Source organism: Pseudoalteromonas sp. NEC-BIFX-2020_002 (genome assembly GCF_013002825.1).
GTDB classification, from domain to species: Bacteria; Pseudomonadota; Gammaproteobacteria; order Enterobacterales; family Alteromonadaceae; genus Pseudoalteromonas; species Pseudoalteromonas neustonica.
Map to the genome: position 1 here is coordinate 70684 of NZ_JABEPJ010000006.1, position 20267 is coordinate 90950.

The 20267-nt window shown below is 36.0% G+C and carries 16 protein-coding genes; 5 read left to right on the forward strand and 11 right to left on the reverse strand.

Features of this window, described 5'->3' with window-relative positions; translation table 11 throughout:
- The first annotated feature begins 3 nt into the window (after positions 1-3).
- The 3 genes from HJP15_RS08725 to HJP15_RS08735 are packed head-to-tail and all read left to right on the forward strand — an operon-like array spanning position 4 to position 4305.
- A complete protein-coding gene (locus tag HJP15_RS08725; protein ID WP_170173551.1) occupies positions 4-1008 on the forward strand; it encodes a DUF58 domain-containing protein in 1005 nt (334 codons plus the stop codon).
- Positions 992-2986, forward strand: a complete 1995-nt coding sequence (locus HJP15_RS08730; protein ID WP_054453570.1) for a transglutaminase TgpA family protein — start codon at positions 992-994, stop codon at positions 2984-2986. Before HJP15_RS08725 ends, HJP15_RS08730 begins: the two co-directional genes overlap by 17 nt.
- Positions 2983-4305 carry a Na+/H+ antiporter family protein gene (locus HJP15_RS08735; protein WP_054204591.1) on the forward strand — a complete coding sequence of 441 codons (1323 nt, stop codon included), beginning with the start codon at positions 2983-2985 and terminating at the stop codon, positions 4303-4305. Before HJP15_RS08730 ends, HJP15_RS08735 begins: the two co-directional genes overlap by 4 nt.
- A gap of 31 nt (positions 4306-4336) precedes the next feature.
- Here the strand turns inward: HJP15_RS08735 and HJP15_RS21890 are convergent, their stop codons facing one another.
- Entirely contained in the window at positions 4337-6280 is a 1944-nt protein-coding gene (locus tag HJP15_RS21890; RefSeq protein ID WP_170173552.1) for a response regulator, read from the reverse strand.
- A gap of 169 nt (positions 6281-6449) precedes the next feature.
- Between HJP15_RS21890 and HJP15_RS08745 the strand changes: the two genes are divergently transcribed.
- Positions 6450-7334, forward strand: coding sequence for a gluconeogenesis factor YvcK family protein (locus tag HJP15_RS08745; RefSeq protein ID WP_054204589.1), 885 nt, complete (start codon positions 6450-6452; stop codon positions 7332-7334).
- On the opposite strand, the gene HJP15_RS08750 is transcribed toward HJP15_RS08745, so the two are convergent.
- Entirely contained in the window at positions 7317-7649 is a 333-nt protein-coding gene (locus HJP15_RS08750; RefSeq protein ID WP_054204588.1) for an Hpt domain-containing protein, read from the reverse strand. The genes HJP15_RS08745 and HJP15_RS08750 overlap by 18 nt on opposite strands.
- A 20-nt stretch (positions 7650-7669) precedes the next feature.
- Here HJP15_RS08750 and HJP15_RS08755 point away from each other — a divergent pair, with 20 nt between their 5' ends.
- Complete coding sequence (locus HJP15_RS08755) at positions 7670-8701, forward strand: glycosyltransferase family 4 protein (protein WP_054453560.1); 1032 nt, start codon at positions 7670-7672, stop codon at positions 8699-8701.
- On the opposite strand, the gene HJP15_RS08760 is transcribed toward HJP15_RS08755, so the two are convergent.
- The 9 genes from HJP15_RS08760 to HJP15_RS08800 form a co-directional block, all read right to left on the reverse strand.
- Complete coding sequence (locus tag HJP15_RS08760; RefSeq protein ID WP_054204586.1) at positions 8670-10097, reverse strand: sigma-54-dependent transcriptional regulator; 1428 nt, start codon at positions 10095-10097, stop codon at positions 8670-8672. The two genes, HJP15_RS08755 and HJP15_RS08760, sit on opposite strands and share 32 nt — an antisense overlap.
- Positions 10098-10196: 99 nt before the next feature.
- On the reverse strand, positions 10197-11660 hold the full coding sequence (locus HJP15_RS08765) for a SpoIIE family protein phosphatase (protein WP_170173553.1): 1464 nt from the start codon (positions 11658-11660) through the stop codon (positions 10197-10199).
- 7 nt (positions 11661-11667) lie between these two features.
- The gene (locus HJP15_RS08770) at positions 11668-12372 is read right to left on the reverse strand and encodes an AAA family ATPase (RefSeq protein WP_054204584.1); all 705 of its coding nucleotides are present in this window, start codon (positions 12370-12372) and stop codon (positions 11668-11670) included.
- A complete protein-coding gene (locus HJP15_RS08775; protein ID WP_170173554.1) occupies positions 12369-14462 on the reverse strand; it encodes an SLBB domain-containing protein in 2094 nt (697 codons plus the stop codon). The genes HJP15_RS08770 and HJP15_RS08775 overlap by 4 nt, the downstream gene beginning before the upstream one ends.
- Before the next feature lies 1 nt (position 14463).
- The gene (locus HJP15_RS08780; RefSeq protein WP_235575728.1) at positions 14464-15336 is read right to left on the reverse strand and encodes an OmpA family protein; all 873 of its coding nucleotides are present in this window, start codon (positions 15334-15336) and stop codon (positions 14464-14466) included.
- Between the two features lie 9 nt (positions 15337-15345).
- Positions 15346-15666, reverse strand: a complete 321-nt coding sequence (locus HJP15_RS08785; RefSeq protein WP_054204582.1) for an STAS domain-containing protein — start codon at positions 15664-15666, stop codon at positions 15346-15348.
- Positions 15667-15830: 164 nt separating this feature from the next.
- Positions 15831-17654, reverse strand: a complete 1824-nt coding sequence (locus HJP15_RS08790) for a sugar transferase (RefSeq protein ID WP_054453550.1) — start codon at positions 17652-17654, stop codon at positions 15831-15833.
- Positions 17655-17664: 10 nt separating this feature from the next.
- Entirely contained in the window at positions 17665-18738 is a 1074-nt protein-coding gene (locus tag HJP15_RS08795; protein WP_249365824.1) for a glycosyltransferase, read from the reverse strand.
- A gap of 5 nt (positions 18739-18743) precedes the next feature.
- Entirely contained in the window at positions 18744-20237 is a 1494-nt protein-coding gene (locus HJP15_RS08800; protein ID WP_054453546.1) for a GumC family protein, read from the reverse strand.
- Positions 20238-20267: the final 30 nt, after the last annotated feature.

The following is a 20267-nucleotide window of genomic DNA, read 5'->3' on the forward strand; positions in this document are numbered from 1 at the left end:
TTTATGAAGAATAAAAAAAATCAACGTATTTCAATTTGGTATAAACTAAAAACGGTTGTATTTAAAGCATTGCTAAAGAAAAAACACAACACCGAGCGTTTAATACTAAAACATAATACTATTTATATTTTGCCCTCTAAAATGGGGGCTGGTTTTTTATTAGTAACGTTACTTAACTTTGTGCTTGGTATTAATTATCAAAATAACCTAATACTAGCAATGGCTTATCTTATGCTCGTTGTTATGGTACTTTCATTATTAATGGCTTACAGTAATGCAAAAGGGTTAACCGTTGAATATATAAAAAACATTTCTAGTTATGCTCCCTCCTCTGCTTTACTCCTTTTACAAATCCATACTGAAAAAAATTGCCAAGCGCTACAGATTTTTTACGAAGGTAAACTGCTTTCTACAATTGATGAAGTTACCTCTGAAAAATGCATAACTCACTTAGACTTAGGCCTTAATACACGAGGCGAATACTCACTTAATCGTTTGAAGTTTTTAAGTCGCTACCCTTTTGGCTTAGTATCAGTCTGGAGTTATATGCAGATTTCGTTAAATGTTTTTGTTTATCCCAAACAGCAAAAGCCAGAGCAAGACGTTGCAATAACAAATAATCAAACCCTCAATGATGGGAATAATAAACATCTAAATGGTGCTGATGAATTTGATAGTTTAATCACTCATCAAGTTGGCATGGGGATGCAACGAATTTCTTGGAAGCATTATGCAAAAACTCAACAGCTTATGATGAAGGAGTTTGTTAGCTTTTCATCCGACAGCCAAATTTTTGATTTTAACCAACTTAAAGGAAGTACCGAATTTCGGCTACAACAATTAAGTTTTTTAATTAGCAACGCGCATGATTCAGGTGTGCCCTTTGGATTACAATTAGCCTCAACACACTATTCCATTAGCCAAGGTAAAGAGCATATGCAAAATTGCTTACAAGCCCTTAGTCGTTTTTCAAACTTGACGAAGGCTGAAAATGAACATAATTCCTAATCACAAAGCGATCAATTTATCGCTTTGTGTCATCTACAGCGTGGTTTTATGTTTTATTTTTCCAGAGTTGCCACCGGTATTCAATTCATTATTAGTGGCTTTATGTATCTGGAATGGGGTAACCATTCTATCCAATAGAAATAAACCTAACGCTGTTATTGCGAATATACTTGCAGCGTTGAGCTTATTTGTACTTTTTTATGATGTGGGTTTTAGCGATACCGTTACGCTTTTTGTCGCAATGCTCATTTTATCTAGCTTGTTTAAACTGTTGCAAGCCACAACTAAAAAGCATTATCAAACCATCACATTGCTAAGCTTTTTTAGTTTATCTACCGTTTATTTATTCTCACAAAGTATTTTAGCTACCTTGATAATTAGTACACTTTATATTCTAAATTTTTCTGTCTTAGCCCTTATTGAATCTAAGCATAACTTGAAAGTAGCATCAAAAAAGAGTGCTAAATTGCTGCTTTTAGCATTACCTATCGCTGTTTTTTTACTCTTATTTTTACCTAAACTTCCCGCTTTTTGGCAATTGCCTGGACCTAAATTGGCTAAAACAGGTTTGTCTGAAAGCGTAAATCCTTTCGATATTGCTAAGCTATCAAATTCAGATGAACTCGTTTTTAGAGCTCAATTTAATGATGAAAAGCCACCACAAGGCCCCTATTATTGGCGGGCAATTATCCATGATGAGTTTGATGGTAAAACGTGGCTGATATCTGATACTTTAAAACAAACACAAACTCATAAACCGATTAAGCATAATGTAGCGAATGAGTCACTACAGCGCTATCAGATATTCGCAGAACCGTCTTCGCAGCCTTGGTTATATGGATTAGCAGTGGCGACCTCTGAGCACGGCGATATTAAAGTTACTGAAGATGGCCTATTACTTCGTAGCCAATTTTTAAGCAACAGTATAAATTACAGCGTTAAAAGCGCCCCACTATCATCAATGCCTATATCTCGCTGGCAACGCTTGCAAAATATACAAATTGATTTAGCCGAAAATACAAACCAGCAGACTCAATCCTTAGCTAAAAATTTATTTTCTGCTAATGACAATGATCCACAACGCTTTTACAGTGCAATGTATAACTACTTTTCCAGTAATGGGTTTAGCTATACCTTAACACCGGATCCGATGACTGGAGATAACACGCTCGATCAATTCTTATTCTCCAATAAGCGCGGATTTTGCGGGCATTATGCGAGTTCTGCTGCATTTATGTTTAGATCTATAGGCATACCTGCACGTGTTGTATCCGGTTATTTAGGTGGTGAATATAATATAAAAAGTGGTTATATGAGTGTTTACCAATATGATGCGCATGCTTGGGTTGAAGTTTATATCAAAAATCGTTGGACCATTTTTGATGCTACTGCTGTTGTTTCACCAGAACGATTAAATGGCTCTCTCTCGCAACATCAATCACTTAGTGATGAATTTACCAGTAATCTAGGGTTTGGTTTACTGCGTTTAAGTAATATTGCCGGATTTAATTGGTTAAGGTTAAAACTTGAAAACCTCGATTATCAATGGACAAGCTGGGTGTTAGGCTTTGATCAACAAAAGCAATCTTCTTTCCTAAAAGACATTTTTGGTAATAAGCAGCTTTGGCAAATTGCATTGATAGCGTTAGCAACTGTTACCTTGATATTTATTGGCTATTTTATTTATTTAAGTTGGCCTTATTCATCTAAGTCATCCACCCATCCAATTGTTAATGATTATCTGAAAATAGAGCAATGGCTTATTAAAAAAAATATTAAACCTGAGTCAAATGAGACCCCATTACTGTATTTACAACGCGCTTCATATGCACTTCCTGAAAAAAGCAACTATATAGAACAGTTCAAGCAACTATATAGTGATGTCCGTTATCGCCAATTAGTATTTAGCGCTTATCGTAAAAAACGAAGCTCAGATCTGGTAAAATTAATTAAAACAAAAACAAAGAGAAAACAATGAATGCAGTCGTAATTGGCGTTATTTTGATGCTAGGCCTAACTTTAGCGCGGGTGAATGTGATTGTTGCAATGACTTTAAGTGCTCTTGTGGCAGGCCTAACTGCGGGTCTTGGGTTAACGGATACACTGAATGCTTTTAATGCTGGCCTCTCTGGCGGCGCAGAAATAGCTTTGAGCTATGCGATGCTCGGAGCATTTGCAGTTGCAATATCTAAATCTGGATTAACAAGGATTTTAGCAGCAAAACTATTACAAAAAGTGAACGATAACAGCGGCAAAAGTGAAAATCTACTTAGCTATTTTATCTTATTTATCATATTGGTCTGCGCGATATCATCACAAAACCTTGTACCTGTTCATATAGCCTTTATCCCAATTTTGATACCTCCCCTTATTGTGGTATTTAATAAATTAAAACTAGATAGACGCGCAATTGCATGTATTTTGACATTCGGTCTAGCGACGTCTTACATGGTTCTACCCTATGGATTTGGTGGTATTTATTTATATTCTATTTTGCATAAAAATCTTGTAGATAATGGCCTTGAAATTATTAATACCCAAGTGCCAATGGCAATGATTATACCGGCTTGCGGTATGCTCTTTGGCTTACTCATTGCGGTGTTCTTCAGTTATAAAAAGCGCCGTATTTATAAACAAGATGAAGAAGAAGAAAATGCAGTAAACGTTATTATAGAGCATCCTAAAAAAGTTTTGATCGTGGGTGTCACTGCTGTTTTAGCTTCTCTTCTGGCTCAAAATGTCAGTGGTTCGATGATATTAGGCGGGCTTGTTGGTGTAATGATTTTTAGTTTATTCGGGGTGGTTAAGTGGGAACAAAATAGCGACGTATTTAGTAAAGGTGTTGCTATGATGGCCATGATTGGTTTTATTATGATTTCGGCTCAAGGTTTTGCTGCTGTTATGAAAGCAACGGGGGATGTTGGCAGTTTAGTTCAAAGTGCAGCCCTTATTATAGATGGAAATAAACCATTAGCCGCTGCTTTAATTTTATTTGTTGGTTTATTGATCACAATGGGAATTGGTAGTTCATTTTCGACCGTGCCAATCATTGCAACTTTATTTGTTCCTTTATGCTTAGAGTTAGATTTCTCAATTATGGCTACAGCTGCATTAGTGGGAACTGCCGGTGCTTTAGGCGATGCCGGCTCGCCTGCTTCAGATTCAACACTTGGGCCAACATCCGGTTTGAATGTTGATGGACAACATGATCATATTTGGGATTCAGTGGTTCCAACCTTCATTCACTTTAATATTCCACTTCTTATATTTGGTTGGATTGCAGCCATGTTGTTATAGTAAGTTCCTTAAATAGTACCGTTATCATATATTACTGAGTAAAGTACGTCTTGAGCGCTTTATTTAAATCATGAAAGCGTATAGGTTTAGTAAGCACCTTATCCATTCCAGCATCTAAGCAAGTCACCTTATCTTGGTTAGATGCATTGGCAGTTAAGGCAAATATAGGTATACTTAGCCCCAATTTATTGCGAATTATTTTTGTCGCAGTTATCCCATCCATGATAGGCATCATCATATCCATTAAAATTAAATCATACTGCTGATCATTTAATTTATCTAATGCCACTTGCCCATTATCCGCTAGTGTAACAGCATGATTTAACTTTTCTAAAAAGGCCTTAACAAGAACTTGGTTTGTTGTATTATCCTCGACGACTAAAATAGACAGCGATTTTAATGTGAACTCCTTATCTGTGCTGTGGTCAACTTCCTCATATATCTGGTAAGGTATGCTAATTGAAAAGGTTGTTCCTATATTTAAAACGCTATCAACGTTAATAGTTCCATTCATTAATTCAATCAAACTCTTCGTTATGGTTAGGCCTAAGCCTATGCCCTGTTGCCCTCGGTTTACGCTGTTATCAGCTTGATTAAATGCATCAAAAATTGAATCTATTTTGTCATTAGAAATACCTTGTCCAGTATCACTCACCTCAAACTTTAAACAGTTCTCAGCACAAAATGCATGTAAGTGAATAGTACCTACTTTTGTAAATTTAAACGCATTGCCTAAAATATTAAATAAGATTTGTCCTAATCTAATATCATCAATTAACACGAGTTTAGGTAGTGTAGGTGAGATATCTGTATTAAAAACAATACATGAAGATTTCTCGGTAATTAAAAATTGCGCCGCAATATTTTTTGCTAATGATGCAACATTCGTAGGTCTAAGCTCTAACTCTGCGGTTCCTGATTCTATCTTTGAAAAATCAAGGACATCAGAAATAATACCTAATAATAAGTCTGCACTACTATTGGCGTAGTTTAACCAACGTGTTTGTTTTTGGGTCAACTCAGTATCTGACAGCAGCTCTAGCATTCCTAAAATAGCATTCATGGGGGTTCTGATTTCATGAGACATCACAGCTAAAAAAAGAGATTTAGCTGTGCTCGCTTCTTCGGCTCTTTCTTTAGCTTGCTGCAGAGCTTGCTCTCTATCTTTAGCAACGGTTATATCTTTAGCGATACCTAAATAGCCGATGTAATTTCCTTGCTGATCGTATTGTGGCTTTCCACTTAAGGAAACCCATGCATTTGGGTCGCTATCTATCTCGAATTCGAAGTCAAGGAACTCCTCTTTACACACTAATAAGTGATTAAACTGAAGCCATTTTTTGTGCTGTTTTTTTTCATTTTCAGTCACAATTCCATCAAAGGTTTTATTAGTAAATTTTTTATGATAAATCTTATGATAATTATCATTGCTCAGTACATTTAAAAATATATTATTGGTATCAGTACGCCAGAACCACTCACTTGCAAAATCTTTAAATAAGTCGCTGCGTAGTGAGTAATCTCGAAGCAAGGATTGTGAAATATCCATTTTTACTTTTGTACTTGCAGAGTGCTTTATAAATAAAAAAAACTGTTGCAATAAAATGTCGATAAGCTGAAGCTCAATAAATTGATACCAGCATTCTTTTAATACACAAGTAAAGACTAAAAAATCACGATGTGTAACCTCATAAAGTGCATTAACTTTCACAGCGTCAGCTTTTATTCGTGATCCTTTTGGATAAAATAATTCGGAGCTATCTATTAAATCATTAACCTTAAGAACGGTAGAATTACTATAAAGTACAGAGTAGCTGTTACCTTGTTTTCCTAATATGGCACACTCATCATAATCTATATAATTACAAAGAATTTTTTTTAAGTTGTCATATGCATCTTGTTCATCCTTGCTGGTTGTTAAAAGTGCTAAATCGTCTTTGAGTCTACTTGAGCTATAGTTGTTTTTTATTTGCACTTATCACCTATTTATAATATGCATTGCACATTGCAAATATAGATGCTCTTGTTGTTTTTATCCACTAAGTTTAATAATTTTGTTCTTTAATTTTCATTAGCTTACAAAGTAACTTAATCATGGAATAAATAATGCTGTATATAAACAACATTATTAAGGTGATTAAATTATGAAGATAGTATGTTTAGGTGGTGGCCATGGTTTAGCGCAGGTATTAAGTGCAATAAGACCATTATGCAGTCAGTTGTCAGCAATTGTTGCTACTACAGACAATGGTGGAAGCACTGGACGGATACGAGAGGCCCAAAAATGTGTAGCATTAGGCGATATTCGTAGGTGTTGTTTACAATTGACGGATGATCAGTCTCTTATTCATTCTATTTTCAAACATAGGTTTGATGGTGGTGAATTAGATGGCCATAGTCTTGGTAACTTAACCTTATTAGGGCTGACTCAGCTGACAGAATCACCAACTGAAGCGGTAGCTTGGTTTAATGCAATGTTAGGAAATGCTGAGACAATTTATCCAATGTCAGATCAACCAACAGATTTAGTCGCAACACTACAAAACGGTGAACGTATAGTCGGTGAATGTGAAATAGATGCTCTTACAGAGATACCGAATACCATCAGTTTGTCATCAAACATAAAAGCAGCCCCAGGCTCAGTAGATGCAATTATGGAAGCTGATCTTGTTCTAATTGGTCCAGGTAGCTTAATAACAAGTGTTATGCCTTCTTTGCTAATTCCTGAAATAGCCGATGCAATTAAAAAAACATCGGCATGCAGAATATTTATTGAGAACATCACTACAGAAAAAAGTGTTATGAAAAATATACCATTAAATGGCGTAGACTGGCTAGAAACCCAACTTGATTATCAGTTTTGTGACTTAAGTATTTCTGCGGAAGCAATTAACGATATTTTGCTCCATTTTAATGAAGAAATTAAAGTAAACGACCAACAGCATGATATTAGCCAGCTGAGTCAGGTATTTTCAGAGATTCTAAAGATACCTATGCGCGATCACAGTACATCAACTACCATTAATTAGTCGCTCTGCGTGTTTAAAGGTGGTAATACTTTGATGCTCAGCTTGTGAAATCAGGTTGCTTAATTGAGAGTCGAATTGTCGCTCGTTTGCTTTGACCTCAATTTGGCCGCAAAGCTTGCCTAATTCGAGCGCACCATAGCTTAGACTGCTGCTTTTTAAGCTGTGCGCATTAATTTCTATTTCTTGCTGTTTTGTTGGGTCTATTAGGTTATCGATTACTTTTTTAGACTCTGTAACATAGACTTGTAATAATTTTTTTGCCAGTTCAGGGCCAACATCTTGTTCGAGCTGCGAGAATACAGTGTTATCGATCATTCCTACTCCTTGGAGGTGTTATGTATTATAAAGTGTTGTTGTTAATAGATTCTTCACTGTTAGGTGGTGTAGAAACCCATATAATTGAGCTTAACAAACTTTTAAAAAAAAACCAGATAACATCGACAGTTTTATTTATTCAAGATCATAACAATGAACCTTTTTACGCGCTTCTAGATGACGCTAACATCAGCTATACATTTTCGGACGGCAGCTACACTACGACAGCCAGATTAGTAAATCAAATAGATATAAATACGGTTTTACATACACATGGTTACAAAGCGAGTATATACGGTAAGTTAATTTGCAAATTACATGGTAAGCGCTGTGTTTCTACCTATCATGCAGGAGAAGCTGGTAAAGGTAAAGTATGGTTATATAATCAGTTTGATACCCTTATGAGCTATTTTTCCATCAATTTTGCTGTATCTTCACTTATAAAAAACAAAATATATAAAGCACAATTACTCGAAAATTTTATTGAATTTAAGTCATCTAACGTACAAAAAATGAATGGCGGCATTTTGAATATTGGCTATGTTGGGCGCTTATCTTACGAAAAAGCACCAGATAAATTTACTCAACTTTCAGAGATGTTTAAAAACAACTTAGGTGTGCAGTTTCATCTATTTGGTGAAGGCCCAATGAAAGACAAACTGAACCTTAGCTATCTAACTTACCATGGCTTACAACCCCAGGATAAAATATGGAAAACTATCGATGTTTTATTAATTTGTTCTTTGGAAGAAGGTTTACCTATGGTATTGATTGAAGCCATTGCCAATAATGTTCTCGTAGTCAGTACGCCAGTTGGTGAAGTACCTAACATTATTGAAAATAACATTACTGGTTATTTACTCAAGAATCATACAGTTCAAGAGATGTATCGAGTATTGAACTTAATAAGCAAGCAGAGCTCAGTGGAAATTAATAAAATAAAAAACGCAGCATTAATATCAGCTAAACCGCGCTTTTGTGGCGATCTACAATTTAACTTATTACAACAGGCGTATAAAACTAGCTTACCGCGGACTCTTCCCAGCCTTTAATTTTTCTATAAATAGTCGATGGACTCACATCCAACAATGCAGCAGCCTTTGGGATATTGTTATTGCAAATTGAAATTGCATTTTCGATGTAGCGTTTTTCCACAACCCATAACGGCTCTATCTGGTTTTTATCATTTAGTTTTGCCGGTTTGTTTAGCTCTTCATTTATGTGCTCATGCTGATTGAAAGGCGAAACACTGTTAAGCTTATTAACCGCGTTATGAATAGGCGATGTAGATGGAAAAATTGGGATCATACTTATTTCAATAAACTCGGCATTATTCAAGACTATTATATTACGAATAGTATTTTCGAGTTGTCTTACATTTCCAGGCCACTCATAGCGTTCAAATAAGCTTTTAACTTCAGCAGACATACCTTTATAAACGCGACCTTCTTCTTTACTGATCTTTTTAAATAATGCATCTGCAACTTCTATTACATCATTCTCACGGTCCCTTAAAGGTGGCAATGAAATTGGAATTACATGTAAGCGATAATATAAATCCTCTCTAAAACGCCCGGCTTCTACTTCTAGCAATGGATCTCTATTCGTTGCACAAACAAAACGTACATCTACTTTTGTCTCTTTCTCACTGCCAACTTGTTGATAGCATCCAGTCTGAATAAAACGTAATAATTTACTCTGCAGATTGATATCCATTTCGCAAAGTTCATCTAAAAATAGAGTTCCGCCGTTCGCTTGGCCAGCTGCACCTTCTCTATTCGATATTGCGCCGGTAAATGCACCTTTTAAATGGCCAAAAATTTCGCTTTCGATCAAATCTTTCGGTATTGCAGCACAATTCAACGCTACAAAAGGTTTATTTGATCGAGGCGATGCTAAATGTACGGCTTTTGCGCATAATTCTTTACCAGTTCCACTTTCGCCAGTTATAAATACCGTTGCTTTACTTACCGATGCCGAATTAATTATCTGATAAACAGATTGCATAACACGAGAGCTACCAATTAAATCGAAATATTTTCCATTTTCATAAGTTGTCTTATAAGTTTTGACTGTTTGTTTTAATGCTTTTAACTTTAATGCATTATTAACTGTGATTCGAAAACGATCTGCTTCAATAGGTTTCTCTAAGAAATCACTAGCACCTAACTTAATCGCTTGTATAGCCATTTCTTTTGTCGCATGGCCAGTTAACACAATAACTTGAGGTGAATTTTCCGTACTAAAAGAAGATAAAATATCTAAGCCATTCATATCAGGTAACATTACATCTAAAATAACTAAATCAGGCTGAAATTCATCGAGGGCATCCAACGCTTGTTGACCCGTATGAGCAATCTTTGTATTAACACCTGTCGGAATTAAATAAGATTGGTACATAAGTGCTAAAGATTCTGTATCTTCTATTATTAAAACTTTAGGGGGCATAAAGTACTTCCTTTTGGTTACAACCAACTACAGAATATAGGATCTCTTACTACAGCTTAGTGTGTATTAGGTAGATTTGTAAACACTAATAGTAAAATGCTAGCTAATTACTATCAAAGACGCATCATCTATCTCTTTTGTTAACGATACTTGTGTACTACGCCAAAGCTGTTCTGCGTATTCATTATGCGCTAATTCCCCCCCAGGCAAATTTACACGCAGTGAAGTAATATCATCTTGCTGAGTTTCTCTATTCTCTAGCCACCCGTCAGTGTAAAGTAATATATGCTCAATATCGTCCATGGGATAATCAAACAACTTATAATGATGATCTTTTGACAAACCTAATAATGGATCTGTGCCTTTTAAATCAATTATCTCCCCTTTTTTAGTAATTATAACTGGTGATGGGTGGCCTGCATTTAGCCAGTAAAAGCGATTATTGTTAATAAAGGCGATCAGTAATGTAACTATGCTTGATTTACATATTTTTTGATCATAAAGCGCTTTGTTTAAACTTGGTAATAATGAGGTAAGAGATGGATTACTAGATAAATAACCACTTATGAACCCTTTAACAGCAAAACTTTCTTTTAGTGCCTGAAGGCCATGTCCCATCATATCACCCAATACAATTGGCTGTAGTTCATGTTCAGGTAGCATACAAAAATCCCCCCCATTATTGGTCGTTATTGAACCAAAAACACGGGCTTTTCTATTATTTTCAATATCAATTACTGCTGGTGTTTGGTTATCGGATGTATAATATTTTAAAGCCGAGAAACGATGTATAACGCGCTCAATACTTTGTAATAGGCGCATCTTTTTTACTGGCTTAATTAAGTAATCATCAACACCAAGGTGATTAATTGTTCTTATAACTTCTTCACTATCATCCCCTGTAAGCATCACTACTGATAGTTGCATTTTTAAATTTGATTGGTTTAATTTCTTTAGCAGCGGCTCACATGTGCCTTGTTTTAGCTTGTGATCGAGTAATAAAATAGTGGCGCCCGATGTTAAAATTGCTTGCCAACCTGATTCAATATCAAGACAGGTAATAACCTGAAAATAAGGTGTTAAATAGGCCTCTAACAAAGCGAGTTGGCTTTTATCATCATCTATATAAATAAGCGTAGGACGCTTATCTATATTCTGTAATGTAAATGAGAAGTAATTGTATTGTTGATAATTACGATATGACGCTTTAGGATAGTAATGCCTTATAAGAGCAACTCCCATGCCCCCTTCAACAAGTTCCCCACTCCCTATATCCCAGTTTGAATCATTGTTAGCGAATAAATCATATGGCTCTAAATTATCAATGAACTCTAAAGTAATTTTTTTATCATCGCTGCGATATATCTTTAAAGTCAGGCTTTCTATTACATCACTCATATTATGACGAATTAGATTTGTTAAATATTCCGTACTCACCAAACCGGCAGAATCTATATCGCTATTACGTACCGATAAAGCAGTTAAAACATGTTTAAGTACTTGGCGTATTTCGCTTACTGCTGACCACTGTAATGTGAACTTTCGTTGATATAATGTATCCATAATTGGCTCAATAGGGATGAAATAACCATTGCTGGCGGTTAATTTTATTAATTAAAAAACGTGTAAGTCGTGGCCATTTATGCTGCCTTGCTTTTAAGGAAGCAATCATTCTAACGCCTAGTGGTGCAAATTTATGCTGGCCAATAATTATTCTTATATGTTTATGCGCCGCATGTTTTAAATTCTTAACAGCACTGCATAATGATTCTTCATCATTCACACCTAAAGCAACTGTAAGAAGTGTTAAGTCAGAGCATAAACTAAGCGCATGCAATGGAACATTCCCTCTGTTTCGTTTTAATGCAGGTGACATATCAAGTAAAATATAGTCATATTCTTGTTTTAGTCTATCAATTCCATCGTTTAATATTTGCTTGTTTTTGACTGATTCAGTTTCACTTAAATTTTGCATCGTCAACAAGTCAACATGCTGATACTTAACAATGTTCAGTTGGCATGAAATATCGCTGAAGCACCATTCGTTGCTAAGAGATGGTAAGGAGTTCCCTATTTGAAAAGGATGTAACGGGTTTAAATCAATGATTAAAACTTTTGCTCCTTGTGCATTAAGACGTCTTGCAATACTTGCACATAGTGATGATGAGCCTTCTTCGCCAGATAATGACATAAAAGTTATGCATCGGGCTTGGTGGCTATTAATTTCATTACACACCTCTTCGAGCTCTTGATATTGAACAGGAATTAGTTTCATAGGCCAACCACTAATGCAATTATTGTTACAAAATCAAGAAAGTTGGATCTAAATTGGCTAAGTAAGTCTTGACCTTTATCAGGTACGTATAACGTATCGCCCGCTCGCAATACAGGTAAATTTACGGAGTTTGGGTTTTTAACAAAAGCTTCTAAATCAAATACCCTAGATTGCTCCTTGCAGCAAGAGTGATTTACAACGACTATTTTATCAATTAATGCCGAACTTGAAGGACCTCCAGCTTCGGCTAGTGCATCAAGAATACTCATTGTGTCATTAAAAGTATAACGCCCAGGTTTTTGAACAGCCCCCATAATTCTAACTACTTGTTCTTTGGGAGTACGCAACCAATCTTTATCTTTTTCTGGAACGAATATGGTGTCGCCTGGTAAAACGTACGGAAACAATGTTTCATCGCCAGTCTCAAAATACAGGGCTAGGTCAAGTTTACTAACACGTGCTGTATTGCCATTTCGATGGGTGATTCTAATGTTACGAAGATCAGCGTTTGCGTTTGGACCATCCGCCGCAGCTAAAATATCAATAAAGTGCATGTTGTCATTAAATGCGTAGCGACCCGGAGAGCCAACTTGACCCATTATATAAATAGACTTGCTAGATTCTTGACGTATCCACTGTGACTTATTGTTTCCAGGATCGACGGGTAACTCTTCAACAATAATTGTGTCACCAGCAATTAATTGAGGTAATGTTAATTGGCCATCTGTGATTGTGTATTTTTCTAAATCGAAGCGCTGTGTCACATCACCATTTCGGACAATTTTTATATCATTAATGTTTGCGCCTTTAGTCGGCCCCCCCGCATGCGCTAGTAAATCGGTGAAGTCCATCTCTGTGCTCCATTCATAGCGACCTGGGGATGTAATAGCACCAATAATTTTGATTGCTCTTTTGGGTGGGATTTTAAGCCAGCTTTTTTCATTTTGATCTGTTTTTTCTGGAACAAAGATTACATCACCTGGGTTCAAATCTGGTACTGTTACTGACGTTAAGCCTTCACTATAACCTTGAAGGTCAAAAAGAATACTTTCCCCATCAGGTGTTAAAATTTTAATTTGTCGAGTTTCAGCAAAACGAGTTGGTCCACCTGCATTAGCTAATATATCCAAAAAATTAGTGCTGTCAGCTGCCTCATAAGCGCCAGGTTTTTGTACTTCACCCATTATATATACTGTGCGTGAAGTTGTATTTACATCATCAACCATAATAGGGACATACACAGTGGAACCTGGTTTTAACCTAGGCATGGTGTCATTATTAGGTTTATCAAGATACGCTTTTAAATCAAAAATTATGGGTGTTTTATCATTAATTACACGGATTTTAGTTACATCAGCGTAACGTGTTACCCCTTCAGCTCTCATTAAAGCGTCTAGTACGCTCATCTGTTCTTTGAAAGAGAAACTTCCTGGGTTATGGACCTCTCCTAATAATGTAATTGCACTGTTATCGCTTGCGTCACCAGATGCACTTAATGTTTGTGCGTCAAAGTCAATTTGTACATTACCAAGTAATGGCGATACTGGCACAAATACTGTATCTGCACTTTTAAGTTTTGGCAGTAATTTGCTATTACCAGAATCAAGATACGCTTTGTAATTAAACTCTATAACTTCTTCACCTCGACGAATTTGTAGACGATCTAACTGAGCCCCTGGTTTTAAATCCCCCGCCGCAGATATAACCATTTGAATATTTCCATCAAATGGGATACTCACTTGTGAGGGAGTATTAACATAACCTAATACATTGATAATAATGTCACGAGATCTTACTTCCACGTAAAAATCTTCCATTGCCACATAAATATCGCTTAGGAGCGTTTTTAACTCACCTTCAACTTGACTTACTTGTTTATTAATAACAATCACCTTACCAATTTCAGGTAATAAAATGGTGCCGTCTTTATTAACTTCAAATACATTTTCGAATTCAGGTTCTCCAGGTAAATACAAAAATAATTTATTGCCCACTTCAATATTTCTAGTGTTATTTTCAGCATTTTCATTACTTAAGCAAACACTAGAATAGCTCAATAGAATAGTTAAAATGATCACAATAAACTTCATACTAATACTCCTTCGGACCATTTAATATTTTGGTCCAATTAGATAAAGATTTAGCTTTAGGATTGGTAGATTCATCATCTGCTGTAATATCAATCACAATCGCTTCGACTCTTCTGTCAGAGTGACGTTTAGCAAATGAATCAGCATCACTACTATAAGGCTTTAGATTACCTTGAGTTAGGGTTGTTATGTATTCAGGATTCACACCATAAATACCTAGCCAATGCTTTACTGTTTCTGCTCTTTTGAGTGCCAGTTCAAAATTATCATTCCGAGTGCCGGATTCATCAGTATGACCAATTAGTAATAGTGATATATTTTTAACTTGTTTAATTAAGTCTGATGCCTGTGCTAGCTGGGCCATGTATTTAGGCGTAATTTGAAAATCATCAACAGCAAATTGATTATCACTGTTAAGTAGGTTTTTAATTTGATCTCTAATTGACCGTGTTGCTTTTTCTTGAGCCTCAACTTTTACACCCGCACAAGATGTCATTTTGCTTACAGTTTCAAAATGATTACTCAACTGTGTTAGAGCATGATGATGTATTAATAAATCATGCTCTGCGTCTTGCCACATTTGTGCAGACACTAATCTTCTAATACGATTTTCATAGATTTGTGCTCTAAGCAATTGTCCTGGCATGCATTGTTGAATCCCTTGAGCTTTAAGTAAATCAAGTTTTAGTACTTGGTGCTCAAATTCACTAATAACGAGGGTTTCTTCTGATTGGAAGATCCTATCTTCTTGTTCATCCGTTAACGGGTAATTTTGATATCTTTCAGCCCATCCACCTTGCCCTTCATCTGGCCAAGAAGCACAGCCTCCCATTAATATTATTAAAACTAAACATATTATGTGCTTCAAATTCATAGTTTGTCCTTAAATTACGTCAGACTGCTCGATAAATGGAATTGTTTTATCTACACGTAACAAGCTCATCAGTTTATGGGGTTGCCCTGATACGTTTAGCAAAGCTAGTTTTTGTCCATTTTTTTCAATGCGCTTATATAAAAAGACCATCGCACCAATACCTGATGAATCAATAAATTCAGTTTTAGAGAAGTCTAAAATAATCTGCGGTTCAGGACTGTGAGCTAATTGCTCAAATTGATCTTTAAATGTATCGACGGTTAGGCCTGAGAAATCTGTGGGGAGTGCGATAATTTGAATATCGCTATTTGCATTAGTTGATGAAGTCATAATATTAACCTTTATGTTGTTAGCTAATTAAATATAGTACAACTTAAGTGCCAATGTTTAACTTATTGATATATAAATGATAAAGATTAAGGAATGAAAATAAATACGCAAAATGCAACATAACTATAGTCATCCTTTGCATTTTGCGAACTTGTTTGGCGGCTTTATTGCCCTTTCCCAGTAAAAACAACGATAAAAGTTTTAGTTAAAATTGATATTTCCATTTTTAACCAGGACATTGGCGACGATAAACTGAGTACATAGGCATAATCCCACCCTATTTTATTTCTCGCATCTTCTAAGGTTTCATCATAACCATTCATTACTTGCGCAAGGCCTGATATGCCGGGTTTGATGCCATAGGTTCGTTGACAAAAGTATGGGATTTCTTTTTCTAATTTACCGTAAAATATAGGCCTTTCTGGTCTTGGGCCTATTAAAGACATATCGCCTCGTAATACATTCCACAATTGCGGCAATTCATCAATTCGGGTTTTACGAATAAAGCGACCAACCGGCGTTATCCGAGGGTCATCTTTCGAAGCCCAGACAGCACCACTTACAGCTTCAGCATCAACAACCATCGAGCGAAATTTATAAACATTGAATAATGAGACGAATGTATCTGTGCTTTCACCAACCCTAAATTGTTTAAATAGCACAGGCCCTTTCGACGTTGATTTAATAACGATGGCTGTAGTAAGCAGAATAGGAAGCACAAGAACTAACCCAACAATTGACCCGATGATATCAATTACTCGCTTAATAACTCTAACTACCGGAAATTTTTGTTTCGATAATGTATTTACACGTCGCCATGGCTTATTAAAACTACCAAATTCATATTTAATAATACCTAAGAGCGCCATAAAATAGCTATTGATGATATAGATAGCTTTGTCGACAATAGGGATTTTTTTTTGCACATTAAAAAGGCGTTTTATAAAGTCAATACTATGTATCGTTATTATTCCAGTACTTATTAATATAGCCCAAGGTGCATGGATAACTATTGCAGCACAAAAAACGGTAATATAAATTGCAGCTAAGATTAGCGGCATCACCCCGCGCAGTACTTTATGCGAAAAAAAGTTAATAAACGTCCAGCCTAACCTAGGGTTGAGCAATGACATTAAAGATTTTATTTGCTGCCAGTTACCAGCCCCCAACCTCACGCGACGAGCATAGTCTTGTGCTTGTTGATCCGAGTCCAATTCATATATAACAATATCTTTATCGATGACTGCTTTGCCGCCACTTTGCATAGCTCGCATAGATAAGACAAAATCGTCATTAATTGTTCCATTCTCAAGCTCAAATGCATGATCAGATCTCATCGCAAACATTGCACCAGGCACTCCAATTACAGCACCACGTTCAGATTCCATCTGTTTAAGTTTATTTTGATATTGCCAGTAACCTTTTTGTTCATTTGTCGCTGCTTCATCAAGTGTATATAGCCCGGTGGTCACGGTAACATCAGGGTCTTCAAATTGGTTTGCGATTTTATTTAATGCATCAATGCTTAGTAATGCACTAACATCTGAAAACAATAAAATATCGTATTGTGAACGAGCAATATTTATTAAGGTATTAATACCTTTAATTTTCCCTTGGTTATCTGGGTTTACATGAAAAAAACAGTTTACTTGTTGATCAAAAAGAGATGCTTGAGCCTTCTGCGCTAAATCAAAGCTATTATCTGTACAACCATCGAAATAGACATGTATATCAAATTTTGTTGTCGGATAAAGTAAAGAAGCAAGGTTATGCAGCTTTTCACTTATATGTGCCTGTTCATTATAAACACACATTAATATTGCAATAGTGGGTAATTCATCCGTATTTACCGCAGTATTGTCTGTCGCTTTATCTTGAGGCTGCGAAGCAAGCTCTGGTTTTAATAACCTGAGTAGTAATGGATAGCCTAAGTGGTGGTATAATACGATACTCACCAACAAAATGAAGATAACCATAAATATTTCCATTTTTTATTCCTTAAACTGTCAAACCTGCATATAAGTTATCGTATTGGCTACTCATTCCCTTAGCATCTGCAAGAGCTATAACATGATTTCGAATTGCCATACCACTTATTAGAGTTGTTGCTTTAATCAACGCGGGAGCTAAATTATGAGGCTCTGATGCAGACACTAGAATACCTTGCTCTGGAGTTACTACTTCATGAATACCACCTACATCAGAGGCAACGATAGGTTTACCACATGCCATAGCTTCTAATATAGATAATGGCAGTCCTTCTCGTTGTGAAAACAAACACATAACATCAATACTGGAATAAAAGACTTCCATATTCTGAACGTTCCCTAGAAAGTGAACCCGTTCTTGTAAACCCATTTTCAAAGTCAAAGCATTTAATGTGCTTTTTAAACTCCCATCACCGGCAAAAACTAAATGATAATCGCTAGGAAGATCCAGCAAGCTCATGATTAGATCTTTATGTCCTTTACCTTCCTCTAAACGTGCAGAACATCCAATGAGTGTTGCAAATTTAGGTAAGCTGAATTCATATCGTGCATGATCACTGTCAATTGATGAAAACTTACAGCAATCAACGCCATTTAAAATAGTTGAGTCTGTGTTAATGGCTGTTTTTGAATGGAAGTCATCAGCAACAACTTTTGCATCGGCAACCCAGTGTACATTTGATAAACTATTTAGCGCTTTAGTAATAAAACGTTGTTTAAAGTTATTTAAATACCATGCATCATGTACTGTCGATAGGTGCTTAAGTTGGTTATTCTTAGCAGAAACACAGGCAAGACCTCCGTAAAGCATTGGTCCAATATGATGGCTATGAATAATATTAATATTGTATTGCTCAACTAACTCAACTAGTTTGTTTACAACATCCAGTTTAAAGCCAGGTTGTTTGTCTAAACAGATTATTTGTGGATTAAGCTCAGCAAGTTCAGGCCACGAAGCTATAGCGGTGTCTTTATCTCCTTCTAAAGCGACAATAATACTACTTTGGCTATAACGACTTTTTTGTAATAAAGTGACAGCCATTTTTTCAAGACCACCAATTTTAAGATGTTGTACTAAGTGCATAACCCTCATGATAATTCACCCTCTTTCACCATATTTTGATCACTGTGTTCAAACTCAAAATCGTTATCAATAATTGGTAATACTGTAACGACTTCACAACATGCTAGCTTTTCAATTGTCTGTATATCCTTCAATCTACTATCACAAAGTACAGCAACGAACACACTCGCTATACCTGTAAAAATGCCTAGAAACACTCCCACGATACTTGATAAAATAAGTGAAGTATTAATTGGCTGAGTAGGACTATATGCCCGCTCGATATTTTTAACTTTATCCGGGCCTTCATATTTAACTAACTTACCCGTGACTTTGGCCATTTCGTAACGGCTCAGCATGTCTTTATAAAGTGACTGCTTCACGTCATAGTCACGCTCTAATTTTCTTAATTGCTTTTCAACATCGCTTGTTACTAATAGCCGATTGCTAACCAGTTCAACTTGCTCAGAAAGCATCTCGAATTCCTGCTCTTGCTGAAGTACTTGATTCTTTGCCTCTTCAAGTGCTAAAAGTTGTGAAACTAAAACACTGGTTTCGTTATTTTTATCTGTGGGTAAGGTATTAACCATTTGCCAAAGTTGATCGATGTTCTCTATATCAACCTCTTTACTGGTTTCAAGTAAAGCCTGCTGTCGGTTTTTAAGATTCGTAAGTGCCCTTTTCTTTTCAACAACTTTACTGTGTTTGTCGGTATAGCGTGATCTTAATGTACTCAGTTCTGATTCAGTTCTAATTATTTTCTCTTCAATTCGTCCAAGAATGGGGTTTGCTTGTCCCATTTTGTTCATTAGTGCTTTAAGTTTAGCTTTAGCCCCTGAAAGTACGATAGATTTCTGCTGCTGATCTGATAGTAATTTATCAAATGTCTGACGGTTACTGTGTAAAACGGCTGGTAACGTGCTGCTATTTTTAGCTTTAAATTGAGCAAGCAACTCTTCAGATAGTTCCAGTTCATCTCTTAAACTCACTAGCTGTTGATAAAAAAATTGCTCAGATGTATCAAGTGAGGCTTTAGTTGGTGCAAGCAAGCTTTCTATAAATTTCTCAACGATTTTTTCCAGTACTGCTTTCATTTGTGTCTGGTCATGCCAAGTAAAATTAACACGTACTAATTCATCGCCAATTAAAGATAATGACAGCGCTTTTGCTAATTTTTGATGTATTTCTTCAACTTCTTTTGGCTTTGAGTTTTCATTAATTAGTTCAGTTTCCCTTGCTACAGTAATCAAGACTTTACGACTTATTACTAATGTGCGAAGTGCGGCCATACGGTCAGACAATTGAAAAGAAAAAGATAAATCATCTAAATAAGGATTTAGTAATGCAGATTCTTCAATTAAAATTGTTGCATGATTCATGTATTGCTTTTGTGCAGTTGCTGACATAACGAAAACGACAATAGGTACAATGCATAGTGGGATCATAAATAGTTTAGCGCGGGTGTACAGAGCGTACAGCGCCAAATAAAGTAACCTTTTAATTTGCTCTTTTACCAACATCTATTTACCACCGATATTTCGCATTTTGCT